The organism is Fontibacillus forbon, from assembly GCF_046559655.1.
In the GTDB taxonomy this organism is placed as follows: Bacteria; Bacillota; Bacilli; order Paenibacillales; family Paenibacillaceae; genus Fontibacillus.
Genome location: NZ_JBKGFV010000005.1, coordinates 351,026 through 370,076 on the forward strand (window position 1 = coordinate 351,026; position 19,051 = coordinate 370,076).

Below are 19,051 nucleotides of genomic sequence, written 5' to 3' on the forward strand. Positions count from 1 at the left end.
TTCCGCACCCGCTCGTATTGTACCGGGCAGGCGGGAGCAGTTTTGCCATTTTGTCTACCAAGATAATGAAACGGAGGAGATGGATTGGTACGGAAACGGAAGCGGAGTAGTGCTGTGCAGATGGGCGTTGATTACTATCCCGAGCAATGGGATCCTTCGCTCTGGGAACAGGATATTCAATTGATGAAGGTAACGGGGATACGGGTTGTCCGTGTAGCAGAGTTTGCATGGAGCAGGCTGGAGCCTTCATCCGGTATTTATGATTTTGATTGGCTGGATTCTGTACTTGATTTGTTTTACAAATACGATATCTCTGTCGTCATTGGAACACCGACGAATACGCCCCCACGCTGGTTGACCGATTTAAGACCGGACATTTTGCCTTTGTTTGCGGACGGAAGCGTTTATTACCCGGGTGTTAGAGGACACCGGTGCTATAACAGCGAATCAATGTACATATACGGGATGAGAATCATCGAAAAGATGGCGGAGCATTTCGGAAAGCACCCTGCAGTCATCGGATGGCAAACAGATAATGAATTCGGCATGATCGATTGCCACTGTCCGCGGTGTCGTGTCAAGTTCCGGGAATGGGTGAAACAAAAATACGGTTCTCTGGAAGAGGTCAACCGGGCATGGGGAACGGTTGTCTGGAGCGGAGAGTATAACGACTGGTGTCAGCTTGACGCACCTATGGGCCGATCTCCGCATCAAAACCCTTCTTATTTGCTGGATTATACCCGGTTCCAATGGGATTCGGTAGAGGAATTTCAACATAGCCAGATTGAGATGATCCGCAAGCATTGCCCTGGACATTTTATTACCCACAACTTTCATAGTTATCCGCAGCGGCTGGATCTGTACCTCGTGGGCAAAGAACTCGATTTTGCATCGTTCGACTATTATCCGAACACCTCGCCAGCCAAACAGTCGACCGGACCATATAGCGGTGCTTTATCACTGGACGCTACGCGTGGAATCAAGCGCAGGAATTTCTGGATTATGGAGCAACTAAGCGGGCCGCCGGGCTGCTGGTTTCCGATGTGGAGAACGCCGTATCCGGGGTTTATTCGCGCATTTGCCTGGCAAGCTATCGCAAGAGGGGCGGACACCGTAGTTCATTTCCGCTGGCGGAGCGCAGTGGCCGGAGCCGAGCAATTTTGGCATGGATTGATCGATCACAGCAATGTTCCGGGGCGTAAGTTCGAGGAATTCGCCGCCTTGTGCGCGGAAGTGAATGCGCTGTCAAAAAGATTAAGCGGCACAGTTTTGCATCACGAAGCCGCGATTCTTCAATCCCATGAACAGTTGGCGGCATTGGACATCCAGCCGCAGGTAGAAGGCATGAATTATTACGAAAACCTCAAGGATTATCATCGGTCTTTGACCAAGCTGGGAATCGGATGCGATGTCATCGATTGGAAGGAGCCGCTCGACGGATATAAGTTGATTGTTGCCCCCAGTTTATATCTGATGGACGAAGAAACGGCGGATCGGCTGGAGCGGTTTGCCGCCGAAGGCGGGACCGTAGTGCTCACCAGCCGTTCCGGAGTGAAGAATATGGACAACCAGTGCGTTATGTTGCCGCTTCCCGGCCTCTTGGCCCAATGCGCGGGAGTTACGGTTGCGGAATATGACCCGATCGGGGACGATGTCCATGAGATCGTGGATCTGGAAGGGCGTTCTTATAAGTGCCGACAATGGTGCGACATCCTCTCTTTGCGGGGTGCCGAAACCGTCATGCGATACGGCGGGGATTTTTATGCGGGCACTCCTGCGGTCACCGTCAATTCCTTCGGCAACGGACGGGTTTATTACCTGGGAACTCATGTCGATGAGTCCTGCTTGAAGGAGCTGTTCAGCCGGATGGCGGCCGAGCAGGACATGAAGACATTCCCCGATTTGCCGGAGGGAGTTCAGCTTACGGTTCGTTCCGGGAAAGACAAGTCGTATCTGTTCGCCCTGAATTTAAGTCGGGAGACCGTCAAGGTTTCTCTTCCGGAAGCTTATTCAAGCGTCCTGTACGGTGAGCCCCGAGACGTTGAACTCGAGCTGGAACCTTATGGGGTAGATATCTTGGAAATACATTGAGCGCCGGACTTCTCGGTTACCGTGCGATGATGTAAGATGGAACATGAACTTGTGAATATAAGGCTGAGCGCTGGTAATCAGGAGAATACACCAATGACTTCTAATCAAACCAAGGTACTGAATGTCGGTATTTTTGCCCATGTGGATGCCGGGAAGACAACGACAACGGAGCATATTTTGTTTAAGAGCGGACGTACGCGGACGCTGGGAAGCGTGGATGAAGGCACGGCGCTGACCGATTCCATGGATATCGAGCGCCAACGGGGTATCTCCGTCCGGGCTGCGATGACCTCGTTGATCTGGAAGGATGTCCAGGTAAACCTGGTCGACACGCCGGGACACGTCGATTTTCTTTCGGAGGTGGAGCGCTCGCTCCGCGTCATGGACTGCGCGGTTCTGATTCTCTCAGCGGTGGAGGGGGTACAGGCTCAAAGCGAAATGATCTGGAACGCTCTTCGCAAGCTGAATATTCCTACTTTGGTTTTTGTTAATAAAATGGACCGGATCGGTGCCGATCATGATGTCGTGCTGGCGCAAGCCCGAGAGTTTTTGTCTCGCGATATCGTCCCTTTCCAGCTTCCCCTCGGCAAGGAGCAGGAGTTTAGGGGGACGGCTGACCTGATGACGGACAGTCTCGGGAATAAAGTCGCGGAAGAAGCTTCGGGTTTGCTGTTTGAAGAGTTGGCCGAACGCGATGAAGCGCTGCTGGAGCGGTATTTGAACGAAGAAACCATCCCAGGGGAGCAGTGGCGGAATTGCGCAGCAGAGTTGTCGAGATCCGGAAAGCTTTTCCCACTGGTTTATGGGGCAGCGGCGAAAGGTATAGGAATCGAAGGGCTGCTGGATGCCATGGTTCACTATCTGCCTTTGGCAGGAGGCAACCCGGAAGCCCCGTTATCGGGTATTGTGTTCAAAATCGAACGCGACAAAACGATGGGCCGGATGGCTTATGTCCGTTTATACCAGGGGAGTTTGCGCAACCGGGATGCCGTATATAACCATACGCGGGACTTGCAGGAGAAAGTGACGCAAATACGAAAGGTGGAAGGCCCGCGCTTTGAAGATCTGGGGGTGCTGGAGGCAGGCGACATCGCGGCGGTCTGCGGGCTCTCGCAGGTGAGGATCGGAGACATCCTCGGAGCGCCCGATGCGATTCCTCCGGAGGCCCGGCTCGCCGTTCCGCTTCTGACGGTTCGGGCATACTGGAATACCGATGCGGAATATCCTCATGTCGTCCAGGCTCTTCAGGAGCTATCCGATGAAGATCCGTTGCTTGATGTACAGTGGTTGCAGGATGAACGGGAATTGCATGTCAAGGTGATGGGACCGATTCAACTGGAGATATTAAGCAGCATTCTGGAGAACCGGTACGGATTGCAGGTGACTTTCGGTCAGCCGTCCGTCATTTACAAAGAGACCCCGATGCAAGCCGGGGAAGGCTTCATCGCTTATACGATGCCGAAACCGTGCTGGGCCGTGCTTCGCTTTCGGATTGAGCCCGGACCCCGGGGGAGCGGGCTTGTTTATGACGCGAACGTCAGAACCGAGGATCTGCTTCTCCAATATCAGAATGAAGTCGAGCGGCGCGTTCCGGAAGCTTTGCAGCAAGGCCTTAACGGTTGGGAGGTTACGGATTTGAAAGTCACCTTGACCTATGGACAGCATCACGTGTGGCATACCCATCCGCTGGATTTCGCCGTGGCTACGCCGATGGGCATTATGGACGGTCTGGCCAATACGGGTACGGCCCTGCTTGAGCCGATGCTTCAGGTCCGGGTCGTCGTTCCGGAAGAGAACGCGGGGCGGGTCATCCACGATTTCGCGCTCATGCGCGGCACGATGGAGCCGCCGGTGCTGCAGGGCGACCGGATGCTGATCGAAGGCCGGCTGCCGGTAGCCACCTCGATGAATTATCCGGTCGAGCTAAGCTCTTATACGAAGGGACGCAGCACGTTTTCTTCTTATTTTGCCGGGTATGAACTTTGCCCGCCCGAGGTTACGGCGGAACGCCAGCGCCGCGGCGTGAGTCCGCTGGATCAGGCCAAGTATATACTCAGCGTGCGTAAAGCAATGCAAGGTTAAATCAACTTCCGATGAGGGTCAGTCATAAAAGTTACCGAAATTTTTAATCATGAACTTGGCGTGGACATGGATATCCATATTGGCGTACATATCGTCCCACTGGGTATCCTTCCACTCTTTATAATTCATTTTGTTCCGTACATGCATTCCGATCCCAAGGCTATCCGTACGGTACTTCTGCAATTTTTTCGCCACTTTCCCGCATTCTTTTGCCAGATATTCGTTTAAAATGCCTTCCAGTTTGGTTCTGTCCGAAGCATTGGTCAAATCCAAATTTCCTATATACTCCAGTGCTCCTCCATTTATGTTGATTTTTATATCGGCAACGTACTTACCCTCCTCATTTTTTTTGATTTTAATTTTCTTCCGGCTATTGATCCCGTCGAAGGTAATGGACCTCAATTCAGGCTTGTCCGTAGTAATCGTAATTTCGCCTCTTCCATGGTCATGGTACATGATTGAAAAATAGAAGACCTCTTCCGGCATCAGTTTGTTGATATATTTGTCCTTGCGAAAAAGCGCGATGCCGTCGAATTCGAGGTCGTCCCCGCTTTGTCGGATCATGTTCGCTATCGGATCCTTGCCATCTTCATAGTAATCACGGAAAAATTCATGCACCAACACGCGGGGAATGGTCTGCATCTCGAATTCTTTCTTGAGAAGCCGATCGATATATTGGCCGGTCCGGGGATGCCCCTTATAGGAACGTTCCAGAATATCACGGGTGGATCCATCGACGATCACAATTTCCGTCCGTTTGGAAATCGTGGGGTCCCGTTGCAAAGTATCCATAAAATCCCTCAGTCCTTGTCGGGCTATATCCGCGTTATACATGATTGTCCGGATTTGTCCGCTTAGCAGCTTCCTGCTCGTTTTTCGCGACAAGGTAATCCTTGCCTCTTTCCCGCTATTGGCGGCTGCGGTCAAAACTTCGTCCGTAAACTGCGTTTGATTGGCCTCCGTAACGATCAGCGGGACACTCACCGTAACTCTGACCTGATCTTCTCCTTCCCGGTCAAAGCCTACGGTACGGACATAGCCGATCCGTTCAAGGATGTGCTGATCCTGACTGCATGCCGTAGTGAACAGAATTAGACTCAAGATACCCGTCAGAAAATAGACCCTTTTAAGCATGGCTTTTCCTGCCTTTCTGCACTAACAATGCCACTAAGGCCAGTAGCGGAAGCCCTAGGGCGACTCCAAGCTGGCAATAGATCAAGACCTGGAACCAATCTTCCACGGCGATCAGCGATTTGGGGATATAAGAAACGATGAAGGTGGATACCATCAATAAAAACAGAATCCACTTCCACGGAAGGCGGGGAATCATTTCCTTGAATACGGCTTGGCTGGACCAATAATACATTCCGCCGGTAATAATGATGGACAGCAGAAAAAGGCTGTAGAGAAAATTTTGAATTCGTTCGACAAAAGGAAAATGCAAATAACCGAACATGTCCAGCAATGGAAAAGAGAGACGGGTCAGTTCTTTGAAGTTGAAGAAACCGTAGCATATCACCGTTACGAGCAAATAAACGAAGGCGGTCATACTATTGCCGAGATGAATGTATTTCAGCCATTTTTTCCCCTTTTCCGCATACGGAAACAAAAAGATGGATAACTCGTAGCCCATGAAGGATCCGAAAACCTTGATAAATCCCTGGCCGAAATCTTTCCCTTCCTTGAGAAAGAACGGCGACATCCGGGTCATATCAAAATCTTTCATGAAGACGAAGCTTAGCGGAACCATGGTCATAAGCAAGAAAACAAAAAAAACATTGGCTTTGGACATATTGTAAATCCCTTTGGTTACCAGTAAAAAAACAAGGACATCAATGACCAGCTTCAATACAATATCCGAGGTTTGCGGGAAGATCAGCAATTGATAGATCAAGGCATATTGCTTGATTACAAGACAACCCACCATAGCCAGGCTGCTGCCCGTGATCAGATAAATCGGGAACAGCAAAAGGCGGGGCAATCCCGATTTAAGGATGGCGAATATGGAAGCTCCGCGGCCAAGCCGATAAACCGACGTGATCAGCAAAATATTCAAACCGACTGCGAGAAACATAAGGATTATAGCAATCCATCCGTTTGTGCCGAAATAGGTGGCTATTGTACGCGGAAGAATAAACAGTACGACACCGACTTGCGTGTTAAAAATCAATAAGGCGGTTTGAAACCGGTGAAGTTTTTCTTGTGCCAAGGAAATCACCTATTTCTTCATCTTGTTTGGATTCTTGTTTGGGGAGGCGGATTGGGTAGGCCGCTGGTGAAATGACCAAAACGGCCCCCGAATGAAAATATCTTTCCAGTCCACCGGTTTGATCGGGGCGGCCGGAATCGTATAGGGGGTTCCGAGACTGGTTAGCTTGGACAGGTGAATGATCATAAGAGCGACGCCTGCTACGAAGCCGAAATTACCTAGCATTCCGGACAAAATGATCAGTCCGAACCGGATTAACCGGATCGATCCGCTCATGATGTAGCTGGGAACCACGAAGGAAGCGATCGCGGACATCGCTACGGATATGATCAGGATGTTGCTGGTAAAGCCGGCTTCCACCGCCGCGGTCCCGATGACGATACCGCCGACGATGCCGATCGTCTGGCCGATTTTCGTCGGCAGTCTGGCCCCCGCTTCCCGCAGCATTTCTATGGTAGTTTCCATAAGCAGAGCCTCTATGATGGGCGGAAAGGGAACCCGGCTTCGCGATTCGGTTAGAGAGACGAGTAAATTCTCGGGAATCATTTCGTAATGATACGTAGTAATGGCAACATATAGGGAAGTTAAAGAGATAGTAATGATAAACGCCAAGTAACGCAGCAGCCTTAGCGCACTGCCGACAGCCCAACGATTGTAATAATCGTCAGGGGTGGTGAAAAACTCAAAGAAGGAAGAAGGCGCGATGATCGCCGAGGGACTCTGATCGGCAATCACGATGATCTTTCCTTCATTCAGCTTGGATACCGCAATATCGGGCCGCTCCGAGGTTTGAAACAAAGGGAACAGGGAATTGGGAAAATCATCGATCAACTGGGTTAGCATCGTCCCGTCATATAGACTGCTGAACTCGATCGCTTGAATCCGGCTTGCCATCTCTTCCACATAATCCATGGAGGCCAAGCCATCGATGTAAAGTAAGCAGACTTTCGTTTTGGTCAATTCTCCGACCCGAAACTGAGAAACTTTTAATCGATTGCTTTTGAATTTTTGACGAATCAGCGAAAGGTTTGTTTCCAGCGTTTCGTTAAAGGCGTCATGGGGCCCCGTAATGGCGCTTTCGGTTTGGGACTGCTCGATGCTCCGTTTTTCGGGGCCGTAGGCATCAATGAGGTAAACGCCTTGAGGAACGAAGAGGGCGACCTCTCCGTTTAAAATCCCCTGAACGGTACCGGCTGCGTCAACGGCTGGTTCGAATTGGGATTGGCGCAGCAAGTCATCCAGTTCTTCGCTTCGGATATTTTGCAGCGGGCGCAGGACAACGCGCTCATAAGTTTGCATGTCGATCTGATGCTCGAAAAAAAGAAGTTCGGCCCGCAGCACCGGGATGCTGTATTTGGTCAGATCACCGCATTCCCGGAATTCCCGTAGAACGGTGTCCAGCGTCAGCGGGCCGGAAACCTGCGGCTTTCCTTGAGGATTACGCTCTTGCTGTTTTTTTGTCGAACTAAACATTTGCGTGATCTTGCTGAATATTGACAAAGCCGCCTTCCTCCCGAACGTGGATTTTTATGTATTATGTGACCGGGATGGAAAAATATGCACCGGACGGGGGAAATGAAAAGGCCTGTCCTCCCGCTAGCGTTAGCAAGAAGGACAGGCCGTTGATGTTCGGATTTCATTTATCCGCGCAACAAAGATTCGGCTCCGTCGATATAAACTTCGGTGCCTGTGATATGGAACGATTCATCCGAGGCCAGGAACAGGACGAGGTTTGCTACCTGTTCCGGTTTTCCCGGCCCCTTCTCGAGCGGCTGGTTTCCTTCCGGAAACTCGACCGGAATTTTCACTTCTTCGATATCGTCGGTAGGATAGGTGTTGTCGCTGATCTTCGTTTCGATCGCGCCGGGGCAGATTGCATTCACCCGGATACCGTACTGGGCCAATTCCAAAGCGGCCATTTTCATAAAGGCAACCTGGGCCGCCTTGGAGGAAGCGTAGGCCGAGAATCCGATGTTGGAAAAAACCCGGTTCCCGTTGATCGAGCTGGTGATGACAATGCTGCCACCGTTATCCTTCATGTGAGGTATAGCGTATTTGACCGTCGCAAACGTACCGCGAAGATTGATGTCCAGGGTCTGATCCCAGTCGCTGATCTCCATGGTTTCGATCGGGGCCATGGTCCCGTTGATTCCGGCGTTCGCGAAGACGACCTGGACGTTTCCGGCTTCTTCCGCTATGCGGCGAAATCCTTGTTCAATCATTTCCGGTTTGGAAATATCGCATTGGATTACGGTGGCCTGCCCGCCGGCGGATTCAATGGTCCGTTTGGTTTCTTCGGCTTCCTCCGGCGTCCGGTCCAGCATGAATACTTTGGCGCCATGCTGCGCAAAACGGATCGCGGCGGCTCTGCCGATGCCGGAACCGCCTCCGGTTACGACAGCTACTTGGTCCTTCAATCTGAGTTCGTTCATGGCGAAGCTCCTCTCTAACACTGCAGTTTGTATTAGGATATCAGTAGTTAAATACCCTTACCTTGCACGGTGAATCAGTGCGAAAACTGCAATGGGGGTTGAAAAAGACCCCGGATATCCAACATAATTGGATGAAGAGAGGAGGGTGTCCCATGATTTGTCGTAATTGCCATCATCAACAAAATAACGAAAACGCAAAATTTTGTGAAAACTGCGGAACGCCATTGAATAAGTCGGAGGGACCCGGACCTATTCCCAAAAAAGAGGAACACAGGAGTGATCGGCAGCAGGCGAGTGAATATCTGGAGAGCGCGAAAAAGGCGTCGAAACTGTATTTCAAGTTTTTTGCCTCCGCTTTGAGAAGCCCTGTAACCTATGCCAAGAGCGTAGGCAAAGAGCAGTTCGTGAACGGAATCATTACGATGATTCTCTACTCCCTGGTTATTCCTCTCATCGTTTATTCCGGATTTCATCGTCTGGCGGGATTTATGGATCATCCGTTCCTGAATTTGGTCGTTAGACCGACCGTGGCTTTTGCCGTTCTGGCCGTACTAACGGCAGCTTACTGTTACCTGGCCGTATGGTACGGAAAAGGCAAGGCCGGTTTTCAGGATGTCGTGGCCCGCTTTGGGGTTCATCTAGTCCCGTTCACGGCGCTCCTGATACTGGCATTGTTGATGGCCGTGTTACAAATTAACCTGTTTCAGTCTTTGCTGCTTATGGTCGGTCTCTTTGGGTCGATATTCAGTGTTCCGGCTTTTGTCATTATCAGCTATATTCCGGAAAAGGGCGCCGCACTGGATCAACTGCAAAGCACTATACTGGTTTATATCGCAGCCTTCATCACCGTCGGTTTGTTGGGGAAAATCTTATTCGGCCCGATTGGCCGGCTGCTCGGCGAAGGAATGTCCCTGTTTTATTAATTCGCCGTAGCGGCCAGCAGAATCTCCGCGATTTCGGCATAACTCGTCGTCGTATAATGGGGCTGATGATGAGATTCGGGTCCCGCTCCGCGATGATTGAACCACAAGACATTCCATCCGGCGTCCACGGCTCCGACAACGTCGTTCCGCCAGGAATCGCCTATATAATAACAGGCGGCAGGGGTCAGATGCAGCTTGTCCGTCACGTGAAGAAACAATTGGCGGTCCGGCTTGGTCCATCCGACGGCCCCGGAAACAAAAATCCGCTCCGGTGGGATGAGGCCGTTCAGTCCAAGGGCGCGGATTTTTTTCATCTGGTGCTCCGGGGGGCCGTTCGTGATCAATCCGACGATGACTCCCCGGTCCATCAAACAGGTCAACAAGGAACGGACTCCGTCGAACAACTGAATCTCAAACTGGCGGCGCAGGTACTGTGATTGAATTTCCGCCGCTTTGGACTCCGTAAGCGTAATATCAAACTCGGCCAGCGAAAGGATGAATCGTCGTGTCCTCATCTCGTGGAGCTCGGAGCCGTGCGTGGGAGTTCCTCCGACATCGGCGGATAGCTTGTCGCTGTAATAACGCATGCGGTGATAGGCGGCAGCGTAAGGAAAATCTTCGCCGGTTCCGAGTACTTGCTCAAGGGCCTGACGAAACGGAATCAAGTGATCGTAAAGCGTATCGTCCACATCGAAAAATACGGCTTTCTGCGGAAGTGAATTAGCGGAATTCATAGTCGGCAAGTTTCTCCCCTTCGCGGAAGAAGCCGCTACATGGCGCTCCTCCGTGTCTCTTTGGTGTTAATATCCTTATGGATATTATTATACCGATAGCGGCCGGATCGGGATAGACCGGAGCGGCTGACGAGGATTCTCACCAGCTTGTCAAAATCTCCGGCTTGCACCGCCGCCCCCCGAGGAGCCTCCGCCTCCGCCCCGAAAACCTCCACCACCACCGCCAAAACCGCCGCCACCGCCGCGGCCGCCCCCTCTGCCGAGCATCGAGATCAGGAACAGCGTCATCGTTCCGCGGAAGAAAATAAAATCCACAGCCAGAAAGGCAACGATGAGAATGATCCAGCCTGACGAGAGGTTTCCGTCTCCGGCATTCCCCGGCGGCGCTTCCGGAACGACTATTTCCTGCGGAGATAATTGATCTTCCACGCCATACTCTCGTGCGACTTCATTGTATAGCGTCTTGTAGGTCTCCACGATCGCTTCACCCGGCTGGTTATTCACCAGATAGGGGATGGTGACCTGATCGAGGATCCTGCCGACCTTGCCGTCCGGCAGAGCCCCTTCGAGTCCGTAGCCGACTTCGATCCGTAAGGGGCGGTTGCCCGGCTCGCCGCCCTCCATCGACAGCAGGAGCAGCACGCCGTTATTCAGTTTCTTGTCGCCAAGGCCGTATTTGCGGAGAGCCTGTAAGGCATACTCCTCCACGGAATACCCACCCAGGCTAGGGACGGTAAGCACGGCGATTTGAGCCTTGGTCCGATCCTCCAGCGCCCGGCCTAAGCCATTCAGCTCCCGGGTCTGTTCGGCCGTCAACAGGCCCTCAAAATCCTGTACATAAATGTCGCCCTGCGGATCCGGAATAGCCGTTTCAGCAAAGACGGCTTCCGGGCTCCAGAGCAGCGCAAGAATGAGCATGCCGACGGCCGCAAGCCTGAAAGGGAGTGATGACCTCAAGCCACGGGAAGAAGGGCTGCCGGAGGCGGGTTTCATGACTTGGCTCCAGGCAAGAGTTCTTTATTTCCGAAACGAAGCGATGTATTGCCTTGGTTCATCCCTGAATCCTGGTCCGTGCCGAAGTCCACCTCTGGATTGGTCCGGGATTCCGGCGTGGTTTCAAAATACTCCCGTTTGTCGAATCCCATCACGCCGGCGAGCAGATTGCCGGGGAAGCGTCTCCGCATATTGTTGTAAGTCGCAACGGCCGCGTTGTAATCGTTTCTGGCCACGGCGATCCGATTCTCCGTGCCGGCCAGCTCGTCCATCAGTTGCGTAAACTGGACGTCCGCCTTAAGCGTCGGGTAATTTTCCACGACGACCAGAAGACGGCTCAGCGCGCCGGACAATTGCTGGTCGGCCTGAGCCAGTTCATCCGGCGTCCGCGCTCCGCCGAGCGCCGCCCGGGCGTCGGAAACCGCTTTGATCACTTCTTTTTCATGGGAGGCGTATCCCTTCACCGTATTGACCAGATTTGGAATCAGATCATATCTCCGCTGCAGTTGAACGTCGATTTTACTCCATTCCTGGTTTGCGTTTTCGTCCGCCGCGACGAATTTGTTGTAATTACCGGCGAACAGGGCGATGAGTATAACGACCACCGCGATGACGATGATCAGCGGGATCAGACAGCCTTTTCCTTTAAATTTCATAAGTTATGTACCTCCTTGTAAATGCTGCATCTGGATTGTTATCTGATGTTATTACTTATCTCTTTACCCTTAGGCCTATACAAGGAAACTCCAACCATCTTGTCAAACTACAGGGCAATCGAGGGGAAAGGGCAAAGTGAAAGGGACCCGCTATCCGCGAATCCCTTTCTCCCCGTCGGCCCGCCCGGCAAGGACTTGCTCTTTATATTCCGTTGGGCTGTAGCCCGTGTATTCCTTGAACACTTTGGAGAAATAGTGCTGATCACTGAACGACAACGCGTCCGAGATTTCCTTGAATTTCATGTCCGGCTTATCCTCCATGAGTTTGCAGGCCTCGTTGATCTTCAGCTTCGTATAATACTGAACGAAGGTGCTCTGCGTGCATTTTTTGATAATCCGGCTGATGTACGAGGGACTGATGTGAAATTTGCGCGCTACATCGGTAATGGACAGGGGGGAGTACATATTCATTTTCACGTATTCATCCACCTGTTGAAACCATTCCTGGCCGTTTTTTCGGTGGTGGGCCTGAAGCACTTCAAAGCATTGTCCGCTCCAGTCCAGCAGTTCACTGCCGAAGCCCGCGTAGCTCTCGCAGTTAAACAAACGTGCCGAGGACTCTTCCAGATTTAACCGGATGTCACTATCCCGCTCCGCTGTGAAATGGGCAAATGTATCGATCAGAAGACCGATAAATCGTTCCAGTTCCGCCAGCCGGATATTTTCGCCGGACCATTTGGCAAGCTGTTCCGTCAACTTGAGCATGAATTGATCTTTCCTGCGGCTGCGGATCATCTCTACGAAGCTTGTCGCAAGGAAGGGATCTCCGCTATCGCTCTCCGACCTTACCTGGGAAATGGGTACCCCTGAATCCAGAACCGTTCCTTGATTTATCCGCTGGTGTTCGTTTAACATCTCCGTCATCCTGTAATACAGTTCGGGAAGTTTACCGGGCTCCGCAGGCTGAAGCTGTCCCCCGATCGTAACATCAACCCCCTGATTGTACAGATGGCGCCGGGCCGATTCCAGGCACTCATACACCGTGGAATACGTCCCGGTAACTACCGTACCGTTAACGAAAACCAGAAATTGTTTGGGGATATAAGTCGGGAAAACCCGGCAGGCATGATGTGCAAACAGCTCCGATAACCGCTCTTGCAGCGCTTCTCGTTTCCATTCGGCATGGCCGGCAGTGAACGGTTGCTTTCGAACAATGAACATTAATTTGGCATAAGATTGAAACTGCTCGTTCAGCATCAATTCTCCATAGAAGGAAGGATCTACGATTTCCTTGAGTACTTCTGACTCATTCAAGGCTTGACGGCTTATATGCTCGATGGCCCGGTTCATCACTTCCGAAAGCTGTTGGCGTTCCACCGGTTTGAGCAAATAATCAAACACCTGCAAATTCAAAGCTTTGCGCGTATATTCGAAATCGCTGTAGCCGCTGATCAGTACCACGCTTAGCTGCGGGTGGATAAGCTTGGCTTGCTCGATTAAGGCCAAACCATCCATTTTCGGCATCCGGATATCGGTTAATAACAGGTGAACCGGTTGTCGCCTGATGATCTCGAGCGCATCTTCGCCGTTCGTGGCCGTGGCGACCACGGTGACCGGCAAATCCAGGGAACAGAGCAGGGTTTGGATATTCCGTAAAATCGGCTTGCTGTCTTCGACGATCAACACGTTATACATGAATTTCCTCCTTCGCTCAGTAGAAATCTTTGGCGAGCGAACCGATAATTTGGACCGTGGCGCCCTTTTCCTCTCCGGAATGATTAAACAGGTTAAAAAACAGGCGGTTCTTGTACATCAATTTAAGGCGGTTTACGCTGTTCACGATTCCCATGTTGCCAATGGAGGAGTACAGGTTCTGGTTTTCGGCATCATCCGAATCGCACTGGCGCAGTTTATCCAGAATTTCGCTGATCTTGTCCGGCGGAAATCCGTCTCCGTTATCTTTGATTTCGACGGCCCACAAACCATTGAATTGCTTGACCGTGATCTTGATGCGCCAAGGGGGATCACTATTGGTAAATGCATGTTCAATGCAGTTCTCCACGAACGGCTGGATGACCAGCCGCGGCAACTGGACTTGCCGGGACAATTCGTCCGCTTCGATTTCCCATTCCAGATCCTCCTCGTAATTTTGCTGAACCAGCGACAAATAATGCCGCGTATGCTCCAGCTCGTCGGCCAAAGTGACATGCGCATAGGGGGATGAAACGATGTAACGCAAGCTGTCCGAAAGGTGTTTGCACATGTCGGACACGACCGCATTCTTTCCTTCTTGGGCCGCAATGCTAATTAGATAGAGCACATTATGGATAAAGTGCGGAGCAATTTGCGCCTGAAGCGCCGAGTTGCGTGCTTTAACCTCTTCGTGCAATGCGACTTTCTCCCTGTCTATGGACTGTTGGAGCCGTTCCATCAAATCCTGGAACGCTTCATTCAGCAAGACTAACTCGTTGTTTTGCGGCTTATTGTCTACCTTAACGTTCAGGTTGCTGTAATTGGTCCGCCATATTTGGCTGCGGAGCTTGCGGATCGGCAGCAGCAAATTGCGCGTTGAAAAATAAATATAAACGAAGGATAGTACCATTAAGGACGAAATGAGCAAAACGGAAATATACTTCACCGAATTGACGGAGCCGAGCACGGCCTTCTTCGGGGTAACCAGATAGGTGGTCCATCCGGTACTTTCCGAGCCGGAGTAAGCTACGTAGTTTTGAAATTTATCGACATACACGCCTTCACCGGTAAGCTGCTTTTTTAAATCGGCATGATCCGGGGAGGGATCGGGACCCGAAATCAGGCCGCTCTCCCGGTCAAGGATATAAACCTCACCCTGCGCGACTCCTTCCGTAAGCCTTTGCAAATAAGCCGTATCCGACTGGATGCACAAATAGCCGAATACTTTGCCGTTCTGGTTATTGATGGCGCGGATAAAGGAGAGAGTATCGCCCTCCCGGATTAAAAGAAAACCGCTACCGTTCCATTGCCCTCCATTGCTCGTACCATCCATAAAGGATTGCAGGGAAGGGAAGTTGCTTGCGGCACCGAGATAAGATACGAACAGCGATCCCTGCTTGTCGTAAATGACCATATCCTTGATGTTCATGCTGGGTCCGACGGCCTGAAACATGATGTCCTTCAGTTTCCGGTGCTGCTGGAATCTTTCGTAATTAACGGCGGACTCTCCCTCTTCCAGAATGGCAAAGAGGTCTTTACTGGACAAGATACGCTGGGATAACTGATTTTGGCTATCGATATAGAAGTCAACTTGATCGCTCATTTTAACCGCTGTCTCCAGCTTTTCACGGACCGTTGTATCTTTCAGAGGCTTGACCACGATCAGATTAACGTAAACAATAAAGCAACCAAGAACAAAGAGAAGCAGGATAACAAAGGTGGAAAATACTTTCGTTTGAAGGCTGAATTGTACCTTTCCACTACCTGGTTTTCTTATCATTGCTGAAACTTTCCTCCTTACGGCAAGGAACCATCCCTTTTTTAATGAACTAAATGTATCATTTCAATTCAACTTATGACAACGGTTTCAAGTTCAGAATTTTACACATCAAGAGTCATCTACAGACATGTACCTTGGATTCGTGGAATTTTATAATCGAATTGTAAACGCATTCAACCAAACGGGGGGATTAGCCTTGAACATCAAAAAGAAAAGAATGGCATCGATGATTATTGCGGGTTTACTGTCGGTTTCACTCGCCGCGTGCGGATCCGGAAGTTCCGATTCAGGCAATTCCGCGGAAGGCGGAAACGGAGGAAGCGGCGGCGCCAGCGGTAAAAAAGTAACCATTGAATTGGCTATTTCCAAAAGCTCGCAAGATTCGGCCTTCATCCAACAGGACCTGCTCGACGAATTTGAAAAGAAGACGAATATTCACGTCAATCTTCAATTAATTCCTGCGGAGCAAACGACGACCGTGCTGCAAACGAAGCTGGCCGTGGAAGAAACGCCGGATATTATTCAGTATAATCTGGCAAGCGCGACTACGGATCTCAACCTGGAACGTAACTTTGAAATTCTTGATAACGAGGCTTGGGTTAGCCGGATTCAGAATAAAGATGTTTTGTCGGCTTACGGACATGTCTATAGCTTCCATGTCAGCCAGGATACAGGCATGCAAGGGGTCGTTTACAACAAGCAAATCTTTGAAGACCTCGGCCTGTCGATTCCGCAAAACTTCGAAGAATTTCTGCAGGTTTGCGAGAAGATCAAAGCCGCAGGCATTACCCCGGTATTCATGCCATATAAAGATGCCTGGGCCGCAAACATTTGGCCGGCCGCCGCTTTTGCCGATTTTGCAGCCAAGAACGATCCTGCATTCTTTGACGACCTGAACAGCAATAAGAGAAAATGGTCCGATATTCCGGAATTCAAGACGTTCTTGCAGCAGCAATACGAGGTTTACAAGAAAGGTTATACCAACGCCGACGTCCTCAGCGACAGCTATGATATGGCGGTCGGAAAGTTCCTGAACAAAGAAGTCGCCATGATGTTTATGGGTGATTGGCTGATCGAAGGGGTGGCCCAGCAGGATCCGAACATGAAGCTTGGGGTATTCCCGATTCCGTCTTCGGAGGGAGCCAGCCTTGGAGCAAGCCCGCTCGGCGGTCAACTGTTTGTTCCGAAGAAGGCCAAACATTTGAACGAAGCCAAAGAGTTCCTAAACTTTATGGCTTCGAAGGAAATCGCGCAAAAAATCGTGGACTCCAAGGGCTATGTGTCCAACCTGAACGACGTGACAACCCCTGCATTGCCGGAATACAAGCAGGAAATCGTGGACAATTACATTACGCCGAAGAAAACCGTGCTGACAAGCGATGCCTATATGCTGGTGGACCGCAGCGAGCTTTACAGACTGTTGCAGGATCAATTCGCGGGCGGCTTGACTCCGGAGGAAGTATTGAAGGCCTGGGACGAGAAGTTCAGTCAACTGATGAAAGATAAAGAAATCGCCGGTTTCTAAACAATAGAATCACAGGCAGCATAAAGCCCGCGCGGCTTTATGCTGTCCCAGGCTATAGTGGGGTGTGAGGAAATGAAAACATTAAAAAACCTGTACTCGTATTATCTGGTTTTGCCGGCTTTGCTGATCTACTGCATCTTTTTCGTAATCCCTGCGTTCGCGGGCTTTTACTATTCATTCACGGATTGGCGCCTGGACCGGCTCACCATAGATTTCATCGGATGGGAAAACTTCACCAAAATCTTTCATGACAAAACGCTAACTTTAGCGTTGAAGAACACGTTGATCTTCGCCGTTGCAACCGTGATCGGTAAAAACCTGATCGGGATTGTGCTGGCCGTCGCGCTGAACATGAGGTTAAAAACGCGAAACTTGCTGCGCGCCATTTTTTATTCTCCTTCGATTTTGAGCATTTTGGTAATCGGGATCGTGTTCACGCCGATGCTGCGTACCGAAGGGACGGTCAACCGGTTGTTTGATGCGGTGGGCCTCCATTCGTTGAGCCAGGCATGGCTGACTGATCCATCCATCGTAATATGGACCATCGCCGTGATATCGATCTGGCAGCATGCGGGATTTCAGATGGCCATTTATCTGGCCGGCCTCCAATCGATCTCCCAGGAATATTATGAAGCCGCCACCATCGACGGGGCGGGCTCCTGGAAAAAATTCACGAAAATCACGCTGCCGCTACTGCTGCCGGCGATTAATATTAACCTGATGCTGACGCTTATAGGCGGACTCAAAGTATTCTCGGAAGTATTCGTTCTGACGGGCGGCGGACCGGGCAACGCTTCCCAGGTGGTAGGGACGATCATTCTTCGGTCCTTCGGCGAAGGAAGCTGGGGGCTGGGCACCGCGATCAATACGCTGCTGTTCGTCGCCGTGACGATCATCGCCATACCGCTTCTGATATTCATGCGGCGTAAGGAGGTCACGGAATAATGGGATATACCCGAAAGTTGGCTATACGTAACTATATCGTCGAAGCGATCCTGATTTTGTCCTCGCTGCTGATCATTATACCGGTCCTGATCATGATATTCGGTTCGTTCAAGACGAGCGCCGAGGTGCTCAGCTTCTCTTTGAAGCTTCCCGAGAAGTGGATGTTCTCCAACTACGCCAAGGTGTTTGAGGAAGGCGGAATTGCCAGGGCTTTCATGAACAGTTTATGGATCACGGGAATTTCGTCGGTCATCAATATCGTCGCGTCTTCGGCCGCTTCCTTTATTCTGGTTCGCCGGGAAACGAAGTTGGCAAATACGCTTTACATGTTTTTCTTCATGGGGCTGATCGCCCCGATGTCGACCATTACGACGATTCGCGTCGTTCAATGGTTGGGATTCTACGGGAGCATTTCGAGCGTTATTCTGATCTACGCCTCTTTGAACACGGCTTTCAGCGTGTTTTTGTACAGCGGATTCATTAAAACGATTCCGAAAGCGCTGGACGAGGTGGCTTTTCTGGAAGGCGCCAGCGTGTTCGGCGTGTTCTTCCGGATCGTAACGCCGCTGATTTTGCCCGTAAATGCTACGGTAGCCATCATGGTCTTTATGTCGGTATGGAACGACATCACAATCCCGCTTTATTTCCTGACCGACAGCTCGACCTGGACGATGCCGCTCTCCATTTATAATTTTTACGGAAAATACAGCCGGGACTGGAACCTGATTTTTGCCAATCTTGTACTGACTTCTTTACCGGTATTCATCTTGTATTTGTTCGGGCAAAAGTACATTGTCAGCGGACTTACCGCAGGCGCCGTGAAGGGCTGATATCGGGTAAGCTCCGAATACAGCGCATATTTCTTCTAGAGACCATCCGGAGGAAACCGGACCATCCGGGAGGATCCGGGAGGAAGTTTGAGGCTGGATACCCTTACGGCAGGGTAGAGATAGTGCAGCATTTCTCATCATGGCTTAGGAGAAGACAGC

General features: G+C 50.9%; 15 protein-coding genes. 6 read left to right on the forward strand and 9 right to left on the reverse strand.

Annotation, left to right across the window (positions count from 1 at the left end):
• The first annotated feature begins 84 nt into the window (after nucleotides 1-84).
• Complete coding sequence (locus ACLB09_RS20405) at nucleotides 85-2,091, forward strand: beta-galactosidase (protein WP_410771693.1); 2,007 nt, start codon at nucleotides 85-87, stop codon at nucleotides 2,089-2,091.
• 93 nt (nucleotides 2,092-2,184) lie between these two features.
• The gene (locus ACLB09_RS20410; protein WP_410771694.1) at nucleotides 2,185-4,173 is read left to right on the forward strand and encodes a GTP-binding protein; all 1,989 of its coding nucleotides are present in this window, start codon (nucleotides 2,185-2,187) and stop codon (nucleotides 4,171-4,173) included.
• 18 nt (nucleotides 4,174-4,191) lie between these two features.
• Here the strand turns inward: ACLB09_RS20410 and ACLB09_RS20415 are convergent, their stop codons facing one another.
• The 4 genes from ACLB09_RS20415 to ACLB09_RS20430 form a co-directional block, all read right to left on the reverse strand.
• Nucleotides 4,192-5,307, reverse strand: coding sequence for a Ger(x)C family spore germination protein (locus ACLB09_RS20415; protein ID WP_410771695.1), 1,116 nt, complete (start codon nucleotides 5,305-5,307; stop codon nucleotides 4,192-4,194).
• Nucleotides 5,300-6,382 (reverse strand): GerAB/ArcD/ProY family transporter, encoded by a 1,083-nt coding sequence (locus ACLB09_RS20420; protein ID WP_410771696.1) that lies wholly within the window; start codon nucleotides 6,380-6,382, stop codon nucleotides 5,300-5,302. The genes ACLB09_RS20415 and ACLB09_RS20420 overlap by 8 nt, the downstream gene beginning before the upstream one ends.
• Before the next feature lie 9 nt (nucleotides 6,383-6,391).
• Nucleotides 6,392-7,882, reverse strand: a complete 1,491-nt coding sequence (locus ACLB09_RS20425) for a spore germination protein (protein ID WP_410771697.1) — start codon at nucleotides 7,880-7,882, stop codon at nucleotides 6,392-6,394.
• Between the two features lie 140 nt (nucleotides 7,883-8,022).
• Nucleotides 8,023-8,814: an SDR family oxidoreductase gene (locus tag ACLB09_RS20430; RefSeq protein WP_410771698.1), complete on the reverse strand. Its 792-nt coding sequence runs from the start codon at nucleotides 8,812-8,814 to the stop codon at nucleotides 8,023-8,025.
• 152 nt (nucleotides 8,815-8,966) lie between these two features.
• On the opposite strand from ACLB09_RS20430, the gene ACLB09_RS20435 reads away from it, so the two are divergent.
• The gene (locus ACLB09_RS20435) at nucleotides 8,967-9,737 is read left to right on the forward strand and encodes a 4-Cys prefix domain-containing protein (protein WP_410771699.1); all 771 of its coding nucleotides are present in this window, start codon (nucleotides 8,967-8,969) and stop codon (nucleotides 9,735-9,737) included.
• Here ACLB09_RS20435 and ACLB09_RS20440 read toward each other — a convergent pair.
• The 5 genes from ACLB09_RS20440 to ACLB09_RS20460 form a co-directional block, all read right to left on the reverse strand.
• Entirely contained in the window at nucleotides 9,734-10,471 is a 738-nt protein-coding gene (locus ACLB09_RS20440; protein ID WP_410771700.1) for an HAD family hydrolase, read from the reverse strand. The genes ACLB09_RS20435 and ACLB09_RS20440 overlap by 4 nt on opposite strands.
• 150 nt (nucleotides 10,472-10,621) lie before the next feature.
• Complete coding sequence (locus tag ACLB09_RS20445; RefSeq protein WP_410771701.1) at nucleotides 10,622-11,464, reverse strand: TPM domain-containing protein; 843 nt, start codon at nucleotides 11,462-11,464, stop codon at nucleotides 10,622-10,624.
• The gene (locus tag ACLB09_RS20450; protein ID WP_410771702.1) at nucleotides 11,461-12,120 is read right to left on the reverse strand and encodes a LemA family protein; all 660 of its coding nucleotides are present in this window, start codon (nucleotides 12,118-12,120) and stop codon (nucleotides 11,461-11,463) included. Before ACLB09_RS20450 ends, ACLB09_RS20445 begins: the two co-directional genes overlap by 4 nt.
• 150 nt (nucleotides 12,121-12,270) lie before the next feature.
• Nucleotides 12,271-13,815, reverse strand: a complete 1,545-nt coding sequence (locus ACLB09_RS20455) for a response regulator transcription factor (protein ID WP_410771703.1) — start codon at nucleotides 13,813-13,815, stop codon at nucleotides 12,271-12,273.
• Between the two features lie 16 nt (nucleotides 13,816-13,831).
• Nucleotides 13,832-15,592 carry a sensor histidine kinase gene (locus ACLB09_RS20460; protein WP_410771704.1) on the reverse strand — a complete coding sequence of 587 codons (1,761 nt, stop codon included), beginning with the start codon at nucleotides 15,590-15,592 and terminating at the stop codon, nucleotides 13,832-13,834.
• 217 nt (nucleotides 15,593-15,809) lie between these two features.
• Between ACLB09_RS20460 and ACLB09_RS20465 the strand changes: the two genes are divergently transcribed.
• The 3 genes from ACLB09_RS20465 to ACLB09_RS20475 all read left to right on the forward strand — a co-directional run bounded on the left by ACLB09_RS20465 (nucleotide 15,810) and on the right by ACLB09_RS20475 (nucleotide 18,892).
• Entirely contained in the window at nucleotides 15,810-17,117 is a 1,308-nt protein-coding gene (locus ACLB09_RS20465; protein ID WP_410771823.1) for an ABC transporter substrate-binding protein, read from the forward strand.
• Between the two features lie 72 nt (nucleotides 17,118-17,189).
• Nucleotides 17,190-18,062 carry a carbohydrate ABC transporter permease gene (locus ACLB09_RS20470; RefSeq protein WP_410771705.1) on the forward strand — a complete coding sequence of 291 codons (873 nt, stop codon included), beginning with the start codon at nucleotides 17,190-17,192 and terminating at the stop codon, nucleotides 18,060-18,062.
• A complete protein-coding gene (locus tag ACLB09_RS20475; protein WP_410771706.1) occupies nucleotides 18,062-18,892 on the forward strand; it encodes a carbohydrate ABC transporter permease in 831 nt (276 codons plus the stop codon). Before ACLB09_RS20470 ends, ACLB09_RS20475 begins: the two co-directional genes overlap by 1 nt.
• Nucleotides 18,893-19,051: the final 159 nt, after the last annotated feature.

Coding starts and splice junctions, on each gene's coding strand:
- ACLB09_RS20475 (WP_410771706.1), top strand. CDS start 18,062: ATGGGATATACCCGAAAGTTGGCTATACGTAACTATATCGTCGAAGCG.
- ACLB09_RS20455 (WP_410771703.1), bottom strand. CDS start 13,815: ATGTATAACGTGTTGATCGTCGAAGACAGCAAGCCGATTTTACGGAAT.
- ACLB09_RS20415 (WP_410771695.1), bottom strand. CDS start 5,307: ATGCTTAAAAGGGTCTATTTTCTGACGGGTATCTTGAGTCTAATTCTG.
- ACLB09_RS20440 (WP_410771700.1), bottom strand. CDS start 10,471: ATGAATTCCGCTAATTCACTTCCGCAGAAAGCCGTATTTTTCGATGTG.
- ACLB09_RS20465 (WP_410771823.1), top strand. CDS start 15,810: ATGGCATCGATGATTATTGCGGGTTTACTGTCGGTTTCACTCGCCGCG.
- ACLB09_RS20430 (WP_410771698.1), bottom strand. CDS start 8,814: ATGAACGAACTCAGATTGAAGGACCAAGTAGCTGTCGTAACCGGAGGC.
- ACLB09_RS20450 (WP_410771702.1), bottom strand. CDS start 12,120: ATGAAATTTAAAGGAAAAGGCTGTCTGATCCCGCTGATCATCGTCATC.
- ACLB09_RS20470 (WP_410771705.1), top strand. CDS start 17,190: ATGAAAACATTAAAAAACCTGTACTCGTATTATCTGGTTTTGCCGGCT.
- ACLB09_RS20460 (WP_410771704.1), bottom strand. CDS start 15,592: ATGATAAGAAAACCAGGTAGTGGAAAGGTACAATTCAGCCTTCAAACG.
- ACLB09_RS20445 (WP_410771701.1), bottom strand. CDS start 11,464: ATGAAACCCGCCTCCGGCAGCCCTTCTTCCCGTGGCTTGAGGTCATCA.
- ACLB09_RS20435 (WP_410771699.1), top strand. CDS start 8,967: ATGATTTGTCGTAATTGCCATCATCAACAAAATAACGAAAACGCAAAA.
- ACLB09_RS20410 (WP_410771694.1), top strand. CDS start 2,185: ATGACTTCTAATCAAACCAAGGTACTGAATGTCGGTATTTTTGCCCAT.